The sequence below is a fragment of the Clostridia bacterium genome (assembly GCA_035628995.1).
In the GTDB taxonomy this organism is placed as follows: Bacteria; Bacillota; Clostridia; order Lutisporales; family Lutisporaceae; genus BRH-c25.
Map to the genome: position 1 here is coordinate 379,522 of DASPIR010000023.1, position 15,321 is coordinate 394,842.

At 39.9% G+C, this 15,321-nt stretch carries 16 protein-coding genes and 1 riboswitch; of the genes, 5 read left to right on the forward strand and 11 right to left on the reverse strand.

Annotation, left to right across the window (positions count from 1 at the left end; genetic code table 11):
* Positions 1 to 20 precede the first annotated feature (20 nt).
* From VEB00_08720 to VEB00_08740, 5 genes are all read right to left on the reverse strand, one after another.
* On the reverse strand, positions 21 to 782 hold the full coding sequence (locus VEB00_08720; protein ID HYF83091.1) for a methyltransferase domain-containing protein: 762 nt from the start codon (positions 780 to 782) through the stop codon (positions 21 to 23).
* Positions 757 to 1,506, reverse strand: a complete 750-nt coding sequence (locus VEB00_08725) for an NAD-dependent protein deacylase (protein HYF83092.1) — start codon at positions 1,504 to 1,506, stop codon at positions 757 to 759. The genes VEB00_08720 and VEB00_08725 overlap by 26 nt, the downstream gene beginning before the upstream one ends.
* Before the next feature lie 75 nt (positions 1,507 to 1,581).
* Complete coding sequence (locus tag VEB00_08730; protein ID HYF83093.1) at positions 1,582 to 1,788, reverse strand: small, acid-soluble spore protein, alpha/beta type; 207 nt, start codon at positions 1,786 to 1,788, stop codon at positions 1,582 to 1,584.
* 173 nt (positions 1,789 to 1,961) lie between these two features.
* Positions 1,962 to 3,269 (reverse strand): hypothetical protein, encoded by a 1,308-nt coding sequence (locus VEB00_08735; GenBank protein HYF83094.1) that lies wholly within the window; start codon positions 3,267 to 3,269, stop codon positions 1,962 to 1,964.
* A 93-nt stretch (positions 3,270 to 3,362) separates the two neighbouring features.
* A complete protein-coding gene (locus tag VEB00_08740; protein HYF83095.1) occupies positions 3,363 to 4,520 on the reverse strand; it encodes an amidohydrolase in 1,158 nt (385 codons plus the stop codon).
* Between the two features lie 207 nt (positions 4,521 to 4,727).
* A riboswitch (Lysine riboswitch) is annotated at positions 4,728 to 4,921 on the forward strand.
* 96 nt (positions 4,922 to 5,017) lie between these two features.
* On the opposite strand from VEB00_08740, the gene VEB00_08745 reads away from it, so the two are divergent.
* From VEB00_08745 to VEB00_08765, 5 genes are read left to right on the forward strand one after another with little or no spacing between them, the layout of a single operon-like run.
* Positions 5,018 to 6,013 carry an aspartate-semialdehyde dehydrogenase gene (locus tag VEB00_08745; protein HYF83096.1) on the forward strand — a complete coding sequence of 332 codons (996 nt, stop codon included), beginning with the start codon at positions 5,018 to 5,020 and terminating at the stop codon, positions 6,011 to 6,013.
* 27 nt (positions 6,014 to 6,040) lie between these two features.
* Positions 6,041 to 6,928, forward strand: coding sequence for a 4-hydroxy-tetrahydrodipicolinate synthase (gene dapA, locus VEB00_08750; GenBank protein ID HYF83097.1), 888 nt, complete (start codon positions 6,041 to 6,043; stop codon positions 6,926 to 6,928).
* 4 nt (positions 6,929 to 6,932) lie between these two features.
* Positions 6,933 to 7,703 (forward strand): 4-hydroxy-tetrahydrodipicolinate reductase, encoded by a 771-nt coding sequence (gene dapB, locus VEB00_08755; GenBank protein ID HYF83098.1) that lies wholly within the window; start codon positions 6,933 to 6,935, stop codon positions 7,701 to 7,703.
* Positions 7,703 to 8,419, forward strand: a complete 717-nt coding sequence (gene dapD / locus VEB00_08760) for a 2,3,4,5-tetrahydropyridine-2,6-dicarboxylate N-acetyltransferase (GenBank protein ID HYF83099.1) — start codon at positions 7,703 to 7,705, stop codon at positions 8,417 to 8,419. Before dapB ends, dapD begins: the two co-directional genes overlap by 1 nt.
* A 13-nt stretch (positions 8,420 to 8,432) precedes the next feature.
* Positions 8,433 to 9,638, forward strand: coding sequence for an aspartate kinase (locus VEB00_08765; GenBank protein ID HYF83100.1), 1,206 nt, complete (start codon positions 8,433 to 8,435; stop codon positions 9,636 to 9,638).
* Between the two features lie 110 nt (positions 9,639 to 9,748).
* Here the strand turns inward: VEB00_08765 and VEB00_08770 are convergent, their stop codons facing one another.
* The 6 genes from VEB00_08770 to VEB00_08795 form a co-directional block, all read right to left on the reverse strand.
* Positions 9,749 to 10,621, reverse strand: a complete 873-nt coding sequence (locus tag VEB00_08770; GenBank protein ID HYF83101.1) for a YitT family protein — start codon at positions 10,619 to 10,621, stop codon at positions 9,749 to 9,751.
* A gap of 22 nt (positions 10,622 to 10,643) precedes the next feature.
* Entirely contained in the window at positions 10,644 to 11,180 is a 537-nt protein-coding gene (locus VEB00_08775) for a cob(I)yrinic acid a,c-diamide adenosyltransferase (protein HYF83102.1), read from the reverse strand.
* A gap of 126 nt (positions 11,181 to 11,306) precedes the next feature.
* Positions 11,307 to 11,975: a single-stranded DNA-binding protein gene (locus tag VEB00_08780; GenBank protein HYF83103.1), complete on the reverse strand. Its 669-nt coding sequence runs from the start codon at positions 11,973 to 11,975 to the stop codon at positions 11,307 to 11,309.
* Positions 11,976 to 12,128: 153 nt separating this feature from the next.
* On the reverse strand, positions 12,129 to 13,439 hold the full coding sequence (locus VEB00_08785) for a Mur ligase family protein (GenBank protein HYF83104.1): 1,311 nt from the start codon (positions 13,437 to 13,439) through the stop codon (positions 12,129 to 12,131).
* Positions 13,440 to 13,605: 166 nt separating this feature from the next.
* Positions 13,606 to 13,794 carry a hypothetical protein gene (locus VEB00_08790; protein HYF83105.1) on the reverse strand — a complete coding sequence of 63 codons (189 nt, stop codon included), beginning with the start codon at positions 13,792 to 13,794 and terminating at the stop codon, positions 13,606 to 13,608.
* A gap of 159 nt (positions 13,795 to 13,953) precedes the next feature.
* A complete protein-coding gene (locus VEB00_08795) occupies positions 13,954 to 15,132 on the reverse strand; it encodes a class I SAM-dependent RNA methyltransferase (protein ID HYF83106.1) in 1,179 nt (392 codons plus the stop codon).
* Positions 15,133 to 15,321 lie beyond the last annotated feature (189 nt).

A 15,321-nucleotide genomic window follows, 5' to 3' on the forward strand; every position in this document is an offset into this window, starting at 1 on the left:
CTCCTGAAGTTTGTAAAATATTAATCTATGTTTTTTACCGCAGCGAAAAAAATCCTCTCGCTATCATCTGTTGGCTTATTAAAACTAAATTCTTCAAAAATTCTTATGTTTTCAAAGCCTGCTTTCTCTAACAAATTTATCAGCTGCTCAGACTTGTGTGCCTTCTGTGAATGGTGCTCCTCAAACTTTCGATATAAGCTGCCTTGCGGCATGAAAAAAATCAGTTCCATCTCTACTATATCAGAAGACTCATTAAAATTATTATTCCAAATATAATGCTTATTATCTTTTTCCTCGTGGAAGGTGTTGTTTCCTAATACAAAACGTATTTTATTATAGCTGCTGACATCAAAAACGAAAATTCCATTTTTGTCCAGGATTTTATAGACTGCATTAAAATAGTCCGACAATCTTTCTTCATCAAGAATATAATTCACACCATCGCACATGCAAAGTACAGCCTCAAATTTTTCTTTTAAATTCATCTGAGTCATATCCTGGTTCAGTAATCTGATTTTTTGTTTTGCTGTCCGTGCCTTACTCTCAGCAATAGAAAGCATGTCCTCCGAAAGGTCAAGCCCCCACAGCTCATATCCAGACTTTGACAAAGGAATGGTAATATTGCCGGTGCCGCATGCGGTGTCAAGTATTCGCCCAGGCTTTATACCATATAGGCCGAAGATTTCTTCCACATATCTACTCCAAGCCTTATAGTCCACATCCTCCATAAAGAGGTCGTAAACCTCTGCAAATTCGTTATATCTGCTCATATTTTCTATCATCAACATACTCCATTATTTTTTCTAACGCCGTAGAAATATTTTCTCTGATAATTATATCACTCTTTTTATCATAGCAGGTTTCTCCAATGTTTATAATAATAAGCTTTTTGCATATATCTGCAAGATGATTTACTGGAGACACAGACAGACTAGAGCCCAACACAACAAGAAGCTCTGCCTCCTCGACCCGCTTAATGCTTTCATAAAAGCAGTTTGGAAGCATATCCCCGAAAAGTACCACATCAGGCCTTATTATCCCTCCGCACCTGCATTTTGGAGGAATCTCCCCCTCCATGACTTTCTTCTCTATAAGCGCCGTATCATATTCTGCACTGCAGTTGTCGCAGCTGCAGGTTCTTGTAGTACCATGAACCTCAAATACATTCCTGCTTCCCGCCTTATGATGAAGACCATCTATGTTTTGAGTCACAACAAGATCAATGAGTTGAAGCTCCTCCAGCTTCATTATCAGATAATGCACTTTATTGGGTAAAGCATCCGTCATCGAGGTTATAATTTTAAAACCCAAGCTGTAGAACTTCTTCGGAGCATTGTATAATACTCTGGAGGATAAGGCTTCCATTGGATCTACCTTCTCCCAAAGACCACTGCCGGGACTCCTGAAATCAGGAATTCCACTTTCTGTTGAAACGCCTGCCCCGGTTAGCACTATGGTAGACCTGCTCTTTTTAATCATTTGTGCAGCCTTTTCATAAATGTTCATAGACGCCCCCCTATTCTCCCTCTTAACAATAACAGCCGCATAAGGCGGCTGCGAATACACTTATATAATAAATTTTCACTGGCTCATACTACTCTTTGGTGTCAAGCTTCTCTTCTTTCTGGTGACAAGTCCTCCTATTCGTCCGGTTTCTTCTGCTGTCAGACCGCCCCAGCCCACTTGTGAAAGCTTTTCACCCAGACCCAGTTCATTAGCGATTTCATACTTCATAGCATCTTCAGGGGTCAAAATCAATTCCTTTTTCTTTGTATTTTTTGACTTCATAATATCACTCCTTATGACTTGTTTTGTAGTTAGAGATTCTCTTTTGCGGGTCCCTTTGCGGAAGCAACGGGATAGAGCAAAAGTTCATAGAATTCTTACGAAAAACATTTCTACAACATATATAGTAATATTATGTAGTATTTCACTAATATTATACAATGAGTGTACTTGCTCTAATTTCTGAAAAGGTATGTTGAGCTTCTCTTCCTGCCTCTTTTAGTCAGTCTGCCAATAATAAACCCAACTACCAGTCCCAATATAGTAAATGTCCATCGGCTTTCCTTTAAAATTGTAATAACTTTAATAGCAGTCCCCAGAATATCAATTCCTTTATCTGAAGCGGGTTTGGCGGCAATCTCTGCATTAGCGGCTGCCTCAGCTTCCTTCCGTCCGCTTTCTGAAAGTTTGTAGCCGTTCTGATTCAGCCAGTAATTAAGATAAGGATAGTTTTGCAGTTCCGGCGTAAGCTCCACAAGTATCTTATCTATTGCATCATCATTGTTCATAGCGTCATATACGCTCATCCTGTCAAGCAGTACCTTATATTTTATTCTTTCAGGGTACAGCTTGGTTATGTCCAGCTGCTCCATAGCACTTATATACTCTTGATTCTTGTTAAGAAGTCTGTTGCACTCTGCTTTTACGTATTTCACCTGTTCCAAGCTTAAACGATTATCTGAAGGAGCGCTTATGTATTCATCGCTCAACTTCAATGCTTCTTTATAATTTTTCGCATTGAAAGCTTTCACTATTGCTTTTGGCTTTTTGTATTCACTGGCGCTTAACCTGTCTATTGCCATCTTATCAACAGGCTGATATTTTAGAGAGGCACCGGTCCCGTAGCTTCCACTGTAAGAAAGCGCTGCTTCACCTTGCTTTGATATATCCTCTGGTTTTATACCTTCAAGCTCAAATATACTGTAGGGCTTGAAATTAGCAAACTTTAAAGTGAGCTTTGTTTTTTCGCTTGCTATTGCATAGGAGTAAGTCCTGTCCTTAAAAAAACTTAAACCATATATATCATTTTCAGCTTTTTTCATTTCTGCTTCAATGCTAACCTTTATTACACGGGTTTGGCCTGGTTCAAAAGCCATATTGAACAGATACCATCTTCCATCAGGTGTCTGAAGTCCTTCAACCTTGTAGTTATTCTTAAGGTATGTATTATCTCTTGTCTTATAGCTTAAGAACTTGCTCCCGTCATGTATACTGAACTTATATATTCCGTTATCGGGATAACCGAAATTTACTGTAATATCATTTGCAGAATTGTTTTTTATTGTATATTCATATACCGCAGCTGCATTTCCCCCATTTATTGTTACAGTATCCTCTTCATCTAGAATACTGACTTCCGATTTATTAAGATTGTACAGGCCATAGCCCTTCCAGCCAGTATCAACCCTATCCGCATAGATTAATGATGCAGACATAACTACAATCAAGACAGTGAAAATCAACTTTTTAATTAAATTATACATATTTCCACCCCTGTTCTTTTTTTATCCTGCGTTCATAGCTGTTTTTGCAAAACCGAAAGTCATATTATTGTTAGATTTTATGCAATAATGCAATTATTCGCATCTACTAAATAGATTATAAAACATTTGTATCCCCAAAATCAATATTTCTTCATTAAAATTGAACCTATTGCTATGAAGAGGATATGTAAAGCCCATTTCATCGTTTTTAGATCCCAGCATCAGAAATAACCCAGGTATCCTCTTTTGGTAGTATGAGAAATCCTCTGCAAGTGTAAGGGGATTCAAGTTTATAAAATCCTCTTTAGCCAAATCCTCCATAAGCTTTTCGAAAAGCTCTGGATCATTATGTACTGCCGGGTACATGTCTCTTATTTCATAGCTGCTTTCACAATCGTATGCATCGCTTATAGACGCGGCAATCTTTATTACTCTGCTTCTCAATATATTATAGGTATTGTCGCTGAATGCCCTCATAGTACCTTCCAGTACAGCTTCCCCTGCTATTATGTTGCGTCTTTCGCCGCATATCATTCTGCCTACGGTAACGACTGCAGGCTCTATGGGATCCACAAACCTGCTGACAATAGTATTCAAAGCCAATACCACATCTGAAGCAGCAACAATAGCATCACGTCCTTTGTGGGGCATTGCTCCGTGACAGCTCTTGCCTTTTATCCACAAATCGAATTCCCCTGTCTGTGCCATCATAGCGCCAGGCCTGCAGCCGATTTTGCCTTCTTCAATGTCCGGGAAAATATGGAGTCCGAATATACAGCTGGCTTTGTACTTGTCGAGTATCCCAGCGTTTACTATGGTCTCAGCTCCGCCCGGGCCTTCCTCTGCCGGTTGGAATATCAGGAGCGCATTGCTTTGACGTTCATTACCGAGCTGTTTTAGGAACTTTGCAAATCCAAGAAGTATGGCTGTATGCCCATCGTGTCCGCAGGCATGCATGAAGCCTTTATTCAAAGAGCAGAATTCCGCCCCTGTCTGTTCTTCCACTGATAGTGCATCTATGTCAGCCCTAAAAGCTATGGTCTTTGCACCTGGCTTTCCTTCAAGGTAAGCTATGACTCCTGTGCCAGCCGGGCCTATTTCCGCATGTATATCAAGATTATTCAAATATTCGATTATATATTTAGTAGTTCCAAATTCTTTAAGTCCCGGTTCAGGAATACTATGCAAATGCCTTCTTATAGCAATTACTTCATCTTTCAACGCTTTTATTTTCTCATCTACAGTTAACAAAATATCACCCCGCAATGCACAAATTTTCTATACATATAATATTGTATATTATATAGTCTCAATATTCAAACAGTTATTAAGCAAGCCCCACCAATATGTCTTCTATAGAAGTGCAAATCTAAATATTTTTATTGCAAAACAAATATTGCTTGTTGACACGTTTTTTACCCTATGATAATATTATTCTAATTTATTCAAAGGTTTCTATTCTTGGATAGAGGTGCGCTTTTAAATAGTAAGGATATTGTTTTATTAGGGTGTGGTTTCCCGAATATCCATAAAGGTAAAAGCGCCGAAGGCAGAAATACACCACTATTTTCTGACCTGGTCCTTTCGCTAACAGCGTCTGGACTGTCACTGGAGTGTTAATGCACAACCCCCAGTGGAGAGCTATACATGAATAAGTGTGTTTATTCAGCTTTATTCTGAATAGATATATTTATCATGTCAGCTTTTAAAAAAAAGCTGACTTTTTATATTTTAAAGGAGGTATTTCGATGAACAAGTATGATGTAGCAGTAGTTGGTGCAACAGGTATGGTTGGAAGAATGTTTCTCAAGGTGCTTGAGGAAAAGCAGTTCCCAATTAATAATTTTTATGCTTTTGCGAGCAAAAAATCAGCTGGCAGCAAAATTACCTTCAATGGTAAAGAGTACGATGTGGAAGAGCTTACAGAAAAATCCTTTGATAGGCACATTGACATTGCCCTTTTCTCTGCTGGAGGTGAAACCAGCAAAAAGTATTCTCCAATAGCAGCTTCCAAGGGTGTCATAGTAATAGATAACAGCAGTGCATTCCGCATGGATAAAGATGTACCTCTTGTTGTTCCCGAGGTAAACCCCGGTGCAGCAAAAGATCACAGAGGAATAATAGCGAATCCCAACTGCTCAACTATACAGGCGGTTGTTGCTCTTAAGCCTCTTCATGACAAATACGGCATAAAAAGAATTGTATACTCTACTTATCAATCAGTTTCCGGTACGGGAGTAAAAGGCGTTATTGACCTTGAGGAAGGAATTAAAGGCAACGGACCAAAGACCTATCCTCACCCCATAGCATTCAACTGCCTGCCCCATATTGATGTATTCCTTGAGAATGGATACACAAAAGAAGAAATGAAAATGATTGAAGAAACAAGAAAAATTTTAGATGATCAGAACCTGAAAATAACGGCTACTACAGTTCGTGTTCCCGCTTACTATGCTCACTCCGAATCAATCAATGTGGAATTTGAGAAGGATTTTGATATTGATGAGCTTAGGGAGCTGCTTAGCAGCAGCCCGGGAATAGTTGTGCAGGACGATCCGGCTAACAACATATACCCCCTGGCAGTGTACGCAGCCGGCAAAAACGAAGTTTTTGTAGGAAGAATAAGAAGGGATTACTCGGTAGAATATGGAATAAATCTATGGGTAGTTGCAGATAATGTAAGAAAAGGCGCAGCCACAAATGCTGTGCAGATTGCTGAACTTCTTGTTAGCAGCAACTTATAACCAATTTAAATTTTAGGAGGTCTTTCCATGGCAATATTTAAAGGTTCCGGTGTTGCAATCATAACCCCCTTCAACGAGGAAGGAATTGACTTTGAAAAACTTGGAGAACTCTTGGATTGGCATTTAGCCAATTTTACAGATGCAATAATCATATGCGGCACAACAGGTGAGGCTCCCACTATGTCGGATGATGAAAAAAAGGCTGCATATAAATACACCGCAGCAAGAATTGCCGGAAGAATACCCGTTATTGCAGGTACAGGCAGCAATGATACCCATCACTCCATTGAGCTTTCAAAATATGCTGAATCAGTGGGTTGCGACGGTGTATTATGTGTAACACCCTACTACAACAAAACTACTCAAAAGGGACTTATTGCTCATTATACCGCAATAGCAGATTCCATCAATATTCCTGTGATAATTTACAATGTTCCAGGCAGGACTGGACTTAACATCAATGCTGATACTTTAAAAACTCTTTCCAAGCACAAGAACATTGCAGGGGTAAAAGAAGCTAGCGGAAATATCAGTCAGGTCGTTGAGATCGGCATGTTCTGTGATGAAAGCTTCTGCATGTACTCAGGCAATGATGATCAAGTGGTTCCCCTCCTTTCTGTAGGAGGAATTGGAGTAATCTCAGTTGTAGCAAACATTGCACCTAAAGTAATGCACGACATGGTAATCAACTTCCTTGAAGGCGGTACAAAACGTGCGATGGAGCTTCAGCTTAGCATAAAGCCGCTTAATGATGCACTTTTCTGCGAGGTCAATCCCATCCCTATAAAGACAGCCATGAATCTTCTGGGCTATAATGCAGGGATTCTTAGACTCCCTCTTGTAGATATGGCTGAGAAGAATCTGGAGCATCTGAAAAAAGAGCTTTTAAATTACGGTTTCGAGATTAGGGGGTAAAGACTTGATAAATATACTTATGAATGGCTGCAATGGTAAAATGGGTCAGGTAATCACCAGGCTTAGCAAGGAATATGAAAACATTAATATAATCGCCGGAGTGACAAGAAATCCTGCAAAGCTGCAGAATCCTTACCCCGCATATCAAAGCTTCAAAGATGCCGCTTCTATTCACGATGTTGATGTGGTATTGGATTTTTCTAACCCAGAAATGCTTCCAGAAGCTATCGAATACTGTGTTGAGCACCGGATAGCCCTTGTAGTCGGAACTACAGGGCTATCCGAAAAAGATTATGAAACACTGAGACAAGCATCAGCTTCAATTCCTGTATTCGTATCAGCAAACATGACTTTTGGAATCAGTGTTCTTATAGATTTGGCTTTAAAAGCCGCTTCACACCTGGGAGAAGAATTCGATATAGAAATACTGGAAAAGCATCATAATGAAAAAAAGGATGCTCCAAGCGGCACTGCCATTATGATAGCAAATGAACTTAAGAATCACTTGGATGCTCCTATGGAGCTTATATATGACAGATCAAAGGCAACTGAAAAGCGAAAGCCCAATGAGATTGGAATATCAGCTATTAGAGGTGGTACTATTCCCGGAGAGCATACAGTGTTTTTCGCTGGCAAGGATGAAATAATCGAGATAAAGCATACCGCTCTTTCCCGTGACATATTGGGCCGCGGTGCAATCAGGGCAGCCTGTTATACTGCCTCAAAGACAAAAGGGTTTTTTAGCATGAAAACTATGCTTGAGGAGATGATTTAATGAGTCAGAAATTTGAAATCACAGATCCCTATAAAATTGCTGCATATATAAAAGAAGCAAAAAAAGTAACCCCAGTGAAAACTTATATAAATGGTGACTTAAACGGAATCGATATGGGCAGCATCAGGTCTTATGGCGCTGAAAGCTTCTGGGTGCTTTTCGGGGAACATTCAGAAATAGAAAAGTTCCTTTTGGACAATAAAGATAGAATAATAAACTTCGAATTGGAATGTGATAGAAGAAATTCAGCCATACCCCTTCTGGATACAAGATATGTAGATGCCAGGATTGAGCCGGGTGCAGTGATTAGAGACAAAGTGCTTATACATAGGAATGCGGTAATAATGATGGGTGCTGTAATAAATATTGGCAGTGAAATTGGTGAGAACACAATGATTGATATGAACGCTGTGCTTGGAGCCAGGGCTATAGTAGGCAGCAACTGCCATATAGGCGCAGGTGCCGTGCTTGCCGGTGTTTTGGAACCTCCAAGCGCAGATCCTGTTGTTATTGAGGATAATGTGCTTGTAGGCGCAAACGCTGTTATTCTAGAAGGTGTTCACATAGGAAAAGGCGCAGTTGTAGCTGCAGGCTCGGTAGTTACCAAGGATGTAGAAGCAGATACTGTTGTAGCCGGGATTCCTGCAAGGATGATAAAAACTGTAAAAGATTTAGCTGGAGACAAAAAAAAGATATTAGATGATCTAAGAGGTTAGGATGTGATATAAAATGGCTGTTATTGTACAGAAGTACGGAGGCACCTCCGTAGAAACAATAGAAAAGATACAAGGTATTGCTAAACGTATAGTAAAAAGAAAATCTGAAGGACATGATATGGTCATCGTAGTGTCGGCAATGGGCAAATCCACTGATACACTTATCCGCATGGCCTATGATATAACACCCGACCCTCACAGACGTGAGCTTGATGTGTTAATGGCGACAGGAGAGCAGGTTTCCATGTCCCTGCTATCAATTGCGCTCAATCATATCGGTGCCGATGCTGTGTCCTTTACAGGGCAACAGCTTGGAATAAAAACCGAGGGTTCCCATACCAAATCCAGAATAGCTGAAATAAGCGAAGAAAAAATCCTGGAAGAGCTTAGTAAAGGTAAGATAGTAATAGCCGCAGGCTTCCAGGGTGTAAATGAGGATAACGAGATAACTACCCTGGGCAGAGGCGGCTCAGATACAACTGCAGTGGCACTTGCCGCAAAGCTCCAGGCTCAATGCGAAATATATACGGACGTTGATGGCATATATACTATTGATCCAAGACTTTATCCGAGCGCAAGAAAGCTTGAGTATATAAGCTATGAAGAAATGCTGGAAATGGCAAGCTCAGGAGCCAGCGTTATGCATTCCAGATCCATAGAGCTTGCAGAGAAATACAAGGTCCCTGTACTCGTAGCCCTCAATACGGGGGATATACCAGGTACCATCATAAAGGAGATGGATAATACTATGGAGAATACCGCTATAACAGGCATTGCGGTGAACAACGATGAGGCGATAATAACCCTGAACGGAGTACCTCATGATATCAGGGTTGTTGCAGAAATATTCCAAAGCATTGCAAATAAAGAAATAAACATAGATATGATAAGTCAGACCTTCCCTGTAAACAAGCTTGTGAATATATCATTCACACTTCCCAAGACTGACCTATATCAGGCTTCAATGATACTGGATACCTTCAAGGATAAAATATTCACCTTCAGCTATGAAGCGTACGAAAACATTTCAAAGCTGTCCGTAGTAGGACTGGGCATGAACAGCCAATCGGGAGTCGCAGCCAAGGTCTTCAACCTCCTTGCTGAGAACAATATTCCTGTAAGCATCGTAACTACTTCGGAAATAAAGATATCCTACGTAATAAGTCCCGATGACCAGAAAAAGGCCATCGAAGCAATCGCTAGAGAATTTGATTTATAAAAAAAGTCCAGCCAAATATGGCTGGACTTTTTTAGCAAATAGGCAATAGTAGGGACGACCACTGGTCGTCCCTACTCCTCGAACCCCGTACCTCGTACCTCGAACCAGTCCTATATTCCCCTGTTTGCAAAGCCTTGACCTAAAACCTCTGAGGTGTCGCTTACTGCCATAAAGGCATTGCTGTCAACTTCATGTACTATCTGCTTTAGCTTAGCCAGCTGGTTCAGAGTCACTATACAATATATTACCTTCTTCTTATTGCCGGTATAAGCCCCTTCACCATCCAGATATGTAACCCCTCTGCCCAATGTTTTCAGTATCGTTTCAGCAACCTGCTGCTCATCTTCTGTGATTATCATCACTGATTTGCTGTTTCCGAAGCCCTTCTGTACCTTATCAAGCACTGCTGATGCAACATACATCGATACCAGTGTGTACATAGCAAGATTAAGGCCGTAAAACAACGATGCAATTGCAACTATGACGAAATTTATCATTAAGGATGTGCTTCCGAGATTCATTGAAAAATATTTCTTTACTATCACAGCTATTATGTCAACTCCACCCTGGGAAGCCCTGTTTCTGAATACTATCCCCATGCCTATGCCATTCAGTACTCCCCCGTAAAGACAGGATAAAAGAGTGTCTTTGATATAAATAACATCCTTTAAGAAAGCGAAAGCATCAATGGATACTGAAAATGCCGTCATACCGACAAGACTCAGAAGAATGAACTCCTTATCTACAAATTTATATCCCGCAATAAATATTGGTATATTGAAAACAAATATCAGCACTCCTGGGTTTAACCCGAAAAGATACTTCAATATAAGCGCTATACCGCTGACACCACCGCTAAGCAGCTTATGCGGTATCAGGAATACATTGAAGGAAATACCCCCAATGGCACCCCCCAATATTATCATGAAAAACATAAGAATGTATCTGTACTTACTGTCATATATTCTTTCAAACAGTTTCATGCTATTACCCCTTTTCCTCGAACTATGACTCAATGCCTTCTCTGGCCGACACACCATTTTTGAAATAGTGCTTAATCTCCTTCATTTCAGTTACCAGATCTGCAGCATCAATAATTTCTTTTGAAGCGTTTCTACCCGTGATTATTATCTCCATGGTGTCGGGTTTAGACTTCAGAAGCTCTACTACCTCCTTGACTTCCAGGAGCTTATTCCCGAGCACTCCCAACAGTTCATCAATTATTAGAACATCACATTCCTCTTTGCTGACCACTGCTTTTATGAACTCAAACCCTTTTTCTATATCTTCCTTTAGTTCATACTTTTCCTTATGGTCAAGCGTCCAGAAAAAGCCTCTTTTCTTTTCAAATCTGAATATCTCAAACAAAGGGTGCAGCTTTTCCACACTATGAAGCTCTCCTGTATCTCCACCCTTTAAGAATTGTACCATGCAAACCTTCAGTCCTCTTCCGCAGGACCTGAGCCCCTGTCCTAATGCAGCTGTTGTCTTGCCCTTTCCATCTCCTGTGTAAACCTGTATAAGCCCCTTTTCAAGCTTCATATAATCATCCCTTCCCGCTTTTGTTAGAATCATCAGCTCATATACAATTATTATATCTTCATTTCATTGTATTTCAAAGTAAAATATGCAAAAAAGCGCAATGCCTCAGCACCTGCGCTTTTTATTCTATTCTTCCTGCTCTTCCTCTTCGAAGCTTTCAGCTTCGCCTGTTTCGGCATCACACACTTCCATTTTCGAAATAGATACTTCGTATGCTGTTCTTGTGATGACCTCCTCCTCTGACACTTTCTTCTGGTAGTTGCGGCTTTGTATTCTGCCCCATATCCTTATCCTGTCTCCTACCTTCAGATTCTCAGAGTATCTTGCATTCCTGCCCCACGCTATGCATGGTATGTAATCAGATTTGTTATAAGGCCTGTTAACTGCCAGAAGCATATCCGTTATTTCACGGCCGAAGGGCGTAGTCCTATATATTGGCCTTTTGCATATGAAACCGTCCAGATATATCTGGTTTGGATTTTTCACTTCCTGCTCTATTGGTTTTAGATTTCTTGCAAATACCGTAAGTATAAGCTTATTATTTCCTTCCTGATATTTGTTGTAAGACCTCAGCTGTCCTTCAACGAGGAGAGTTGAGCCTACATCAATATTGAGCCCTAGGACGAGCCTCTCTGATATCGTAATAGGCAGTGTATCGGAGATGTCACTCAGCCTTGGAACCTCCAGGTATACCGTATAAAAACCCTCGCCATACATTTCATGGCTAAACTCCGGTTTGGAAGTTACCGTCCCGTATACGGTAACATTGTTGCTCTCTATGACCTTGTCAGTCATAAGCCCCACTCCTTTCCTTGTTCTTGCGTATTTCAGGCTTAACCTACAGTATACATATTCAGCAGCAGCAAAGAATATGAATTATTTTTGCTTTGGATAAAAAAACTCCCGCCATTACAACTTATTAAGTCATAACAGCGGGAATACTTAATTTTAATGTTTTTCATTATTTATTGGCTTCAGGTGTCTGCATAAGAGTCTATGTGCCATATTCATTTCGTCGCTTCCCAACATTACCAGCATATCCCGTTTCTTAAGCTCTGATATACTCCTCTCAATAGAATGCTGTAGTAAATGATAATATCTGAAGGGTATATCATTTTCCTTGAAAACCTTCTTATAAATACGCATGCTTTTTAGAGGAAGCTCCCCAATCCTGGCATCACCGTCCATGCAGCTGGTCAAAATTACTTCCTTGCACTTCAGCATTTTGACCCACTCTGCTATAAGACACGCTTTCTCTACATGGAAACTCAAGCTTGAACTATTTGATAAAGATATGATAAGCATAAGATTCTCACAGCTTAATATTTGCAATGACTCAAATGCCGCAGTATAATCCTGCAATGAATTGCAGTAGTTGTCTATTATAGTAAATTCACCATCATATATTCTTTGAAAATGCCTGGCAGGAGGTTTATAACTCTCTACAGAGTCCTTAATATTTGTTATTTCCGCATCATAATACAGTCCGCAGGTAATTGCAGCCAGTGCATTGTATATATTGTGGCTTCCCATAGCATTAAAATGTACTGGGATCTCGAAGGGTTCAACCCTTTTTCCGCTCTTTGTCAGAAAGCTTCTTTGCACGCAATAATTGAAGCAGGTAGTCTCGCCTGCATCAATGCTTGACGCTGTAACAGCAGCTTTCTTATTCAGACCGTAAGTAATCTGCATGATTTCCTTGCAATCCTCTACAGCTTTCATCGCATAAGGCTCATCATTATTTACTATAATAGTCTTTTTCTTCAATAAGCTTAGAAAGAAGTCAGCTTCGGGCTTGCTTCCGCAATTGCCTTCCAAGTAACCCCTGTCAGTTAGAATTGCACTATCAAGACTCATATCCATATAGAAAAGATTGTATGAGTTTGTATCAATTGTGACTGGCATTGCATTCATACCATCAGAAGTATTTACTTCGCGTAATATGTTCTGTATTAAATCCACCAGCACACTCTTATCACTGTCACCAAGAATCCCGATCAACCTCGCCTGCTGCTGCTGCTTTCCGAACAATCCATTGAACAGCATATAAAGTGTATCCTGGGGGTTCTTTACCTTTATTACCGGAAGATCAGGATTGGATATATTATGGGGTGTAAAAATCAAGGATGCTCCATTTAAGTAAGCTTCATATATTTGTCTCCTGTTCCTTCTGCTGGACAAATCGACATATATCATTCCGGGTCTTACCTTTTGCGGATCCGCTGTTACTCCAATGTTTCCCGTACTGTCCACGTACATTTTACCAACTCCTAGTTTGTAATATAGTGTGATAAAATACAGGTTAAACCTACACATATTTTTACGGCTATCTTTTTTTATCATTGGCTTATAGCCGTAATTTTATGTATGTTCAACCGAAAATCACTACATCTATAAAACAATTATTAGTTAGCATTTTTTCTTACTACTTAATATTCTTAAAAAGCTTACTATCAAAGATCCTTTGAGACTTTACTGTTTTATCAATGGATTTCATCATATCCTCAAGCTCATCCTCAGTCTCATTAAATACCTTTGACAATGATGATGCACCTGAAAACAGCGATTCAAAAATAAGTGCCTTGCGAACCTGCTTAATAATTTTCCTATCCAAGATAACACCCCCTTAATACATTATATTAAGGGGGCAAGCGTTTCGCGAAAAACATTTTAAAATTTCTATCAGATTTCGCGTAAACGGTTTCATTAATGTTATTGAATTCGCACTTTACCCTATAGAAATACTTAAATGCGTTCAATATGTTTCGTTAGCTTATTTATCAATTTCTTCCTGTGTTATATTTTCGATGATGTTATGCCTCGGGGGCTTAGGTCCGAAATACTGATAAAGATCCGTTTTCATCATGCCGTTATACAGCTTCCTCTTCTTATCCGCCCTTCTTCCAAAGAACTTCTCGAACTCCTCATGGGAGGTTATTATGTAAAAGGACCATGTATCAAGCTTTGAGAATACCTTGCCCATTTCTTTATATAACCCCTCAACACTCTTATGGTCTGAAAGTCTTTCTCCATATGGCGGATTTGTTACTATAAAACCGTAGTGATCCTTACTGCTCAATTCTTTCATGTCCCTTTTCTGGAAATGCAGCTTATCCTCCAAGCCTGCCAGCCTTGCATTATTTCTTGCCACTTTGATAGAAGCCTCATCAATGTCATATCCCTGTATATTTAACTCAACATCATTTTTTATCAGCGACCTGGCTTCCTCTTTTGTCTTTTCCCATGCGTTCTTGTCAATCCAGCGCCAGTTGTCTGATATGAAGCTTCTGTTGAGTCCAGGTGCCATATTCAGTCCTATCATAGCAGCTTCAATGGTTATTGTACCTGAGCCGCAAAAGGGATCTATAAAGGCCCTGTCTGCTTTCCAAGGTGTCAGAAGTACCATGAGCGCGGCAAGAGTCTCTTTTATAGGAGCAGCATTGGATATCTCTCTGTAGCCCCTTTTATGAAGGGATAAACCGCTGGTATCCAAATATAAAACTACTCTATCCTTATTAATGAACACATGTATAGGATATTTCTCCCCCGTCTCTTCGAACCACTCCACCTTATATTTGGTTTTCAAGCTTTCAACCACAGCCTTCTTGACTATTGCTTGTATGTCAGAAGTGCTGAAAAGCGTTGACTTTATTGAAGAAGCTTTTGCGACAGGGAACTCTGCATCTTTGGGTATCCACTTATACCACTCCAGTCCCTTGGTCTTTTCAAACAACTCTTCAAAAGAAAAGGCTTCAAATTCCCCAACTTTGACAAGTATTCTTTCAGCAGTACGCAGCCACAGGTTTGACCTGCATATTCCTTCAGCGTCAGCCATAAAGCCGACTCTTCCATCCTCTACCCTTGTTGTTTCATAGCCCAGATTCCTTATTTCCCTGGATAGTGATGCTTCCACCCCAAAATTGCATGGTGCCACAAGTTCTATATCAGACATAGTCATCCTCCGTTTTCGATATACTTTCCTTTTATATTTTTCAGCATATACACTTAATCGTACTTTATTCATAAATATAGGTCTATTACTAAAATATCATAACTTGACGAAAAATGGTATTCTAAATAACATCCTTCAAAACCCTGTTTTATGTATTAATTAATTAAATAAGTAAAAAATACCTCCTAT

What these genes read in the sequence shown, in the direction of transcription:
- VEB00_08720 (HYF83091.1), bottom strand. Translation starts at nt 782, where the DNA reads ATGATAGAAAATATGAGCAGATATAACGAATTTGCAGAGGTTTACGAC.
- VEB00_08725 (HYF83092.1), bottom strand. Translation starts at nt 1,506, where the DNA reads ATGAACATTTATGAAAAGGCTGCACAAATGATTAAAAAGAGCAGGTCT.
- VEB00_08730 (HYF83093.1), bottom strand. Translation starts at nt 1,788, where the DNA reads ATGAAGTCAAAAAATACAAAGAAAAAGGAATTGATTTTGACCCCTGAA.
- VEB00_08735 (HYF83094.1), bottom strand. Translation starts at nt 3,269, where the DNA reads ATGTATAATTTAATTAAAAAGTTGATTTTCACTGTCTTGATTGTAGTT.
- VEB00_08745 (HYF83096.1), top strand. Translation starts at nt 5,018, where the DNA reads ATGAACAAGTATGATGTAGCAGTAGTTGGTGCAACAGGTATGGTTGGA.
- dapA (HYF83097.1), top strand. Translation starts at nt 6,041, where the DNA reads ATGGCAATATTTAAAGGTTCCGGTGTTGCAATCATAACCCCCTTCAAC.
- dapD (HYF83099.1), top strand. Translation starts at nt 7,703, where the DNA reads ATGAGTCAGAAATTTGAAATCACAGATCCCTATAAAATTGCTGCATAT.
- VEB00_08765 (HYF83100.1), top strand. Translation starts at nt 8,433, where the DNA reads ATGGCTGTTATTGTACAGAAGTACGGAGGCACCTCCGTAGAAACAATA.
- VEB00_08770 (HYF83101.1), bottom strand. Translation starts at nt 10,621, where the DNA reads ATGAAACTGTTTGAAAGAATATATGACAGTAAGTACAGATACATTCTT.
- VEB00_08775 (HYF83102.1), bottom strand. Translation starts at nt 11,180, where the DNA reads ATGAAGCTTGAAAAGGGGCTTATACAGGTTTACACAGGAGATGGAAAG.
- VEB00_08780 (HYF83103.1), bottom strand. Translation starts at nt 11,975, where the DNA reads ATGACTGACAAGGTCATAGAGAGCAACAATGTTACCGTATACGGGACG.
- VEB00_08785 (HYF83104.1), bottom strand. Translation starts at nt 13,439, where the DNA reads ATGTACGTGGACAGTACGGGAAACATTGGAGTAACAGCGGATCCGCAA.
- VEB00_08795 (HYF83106.1), bottom strand. Translation starts at nt 15,132, where the DNA reads ATGTCTGATATAGAACTTGTGGCACCATGCAATTTTGGGGTGGAAGCA.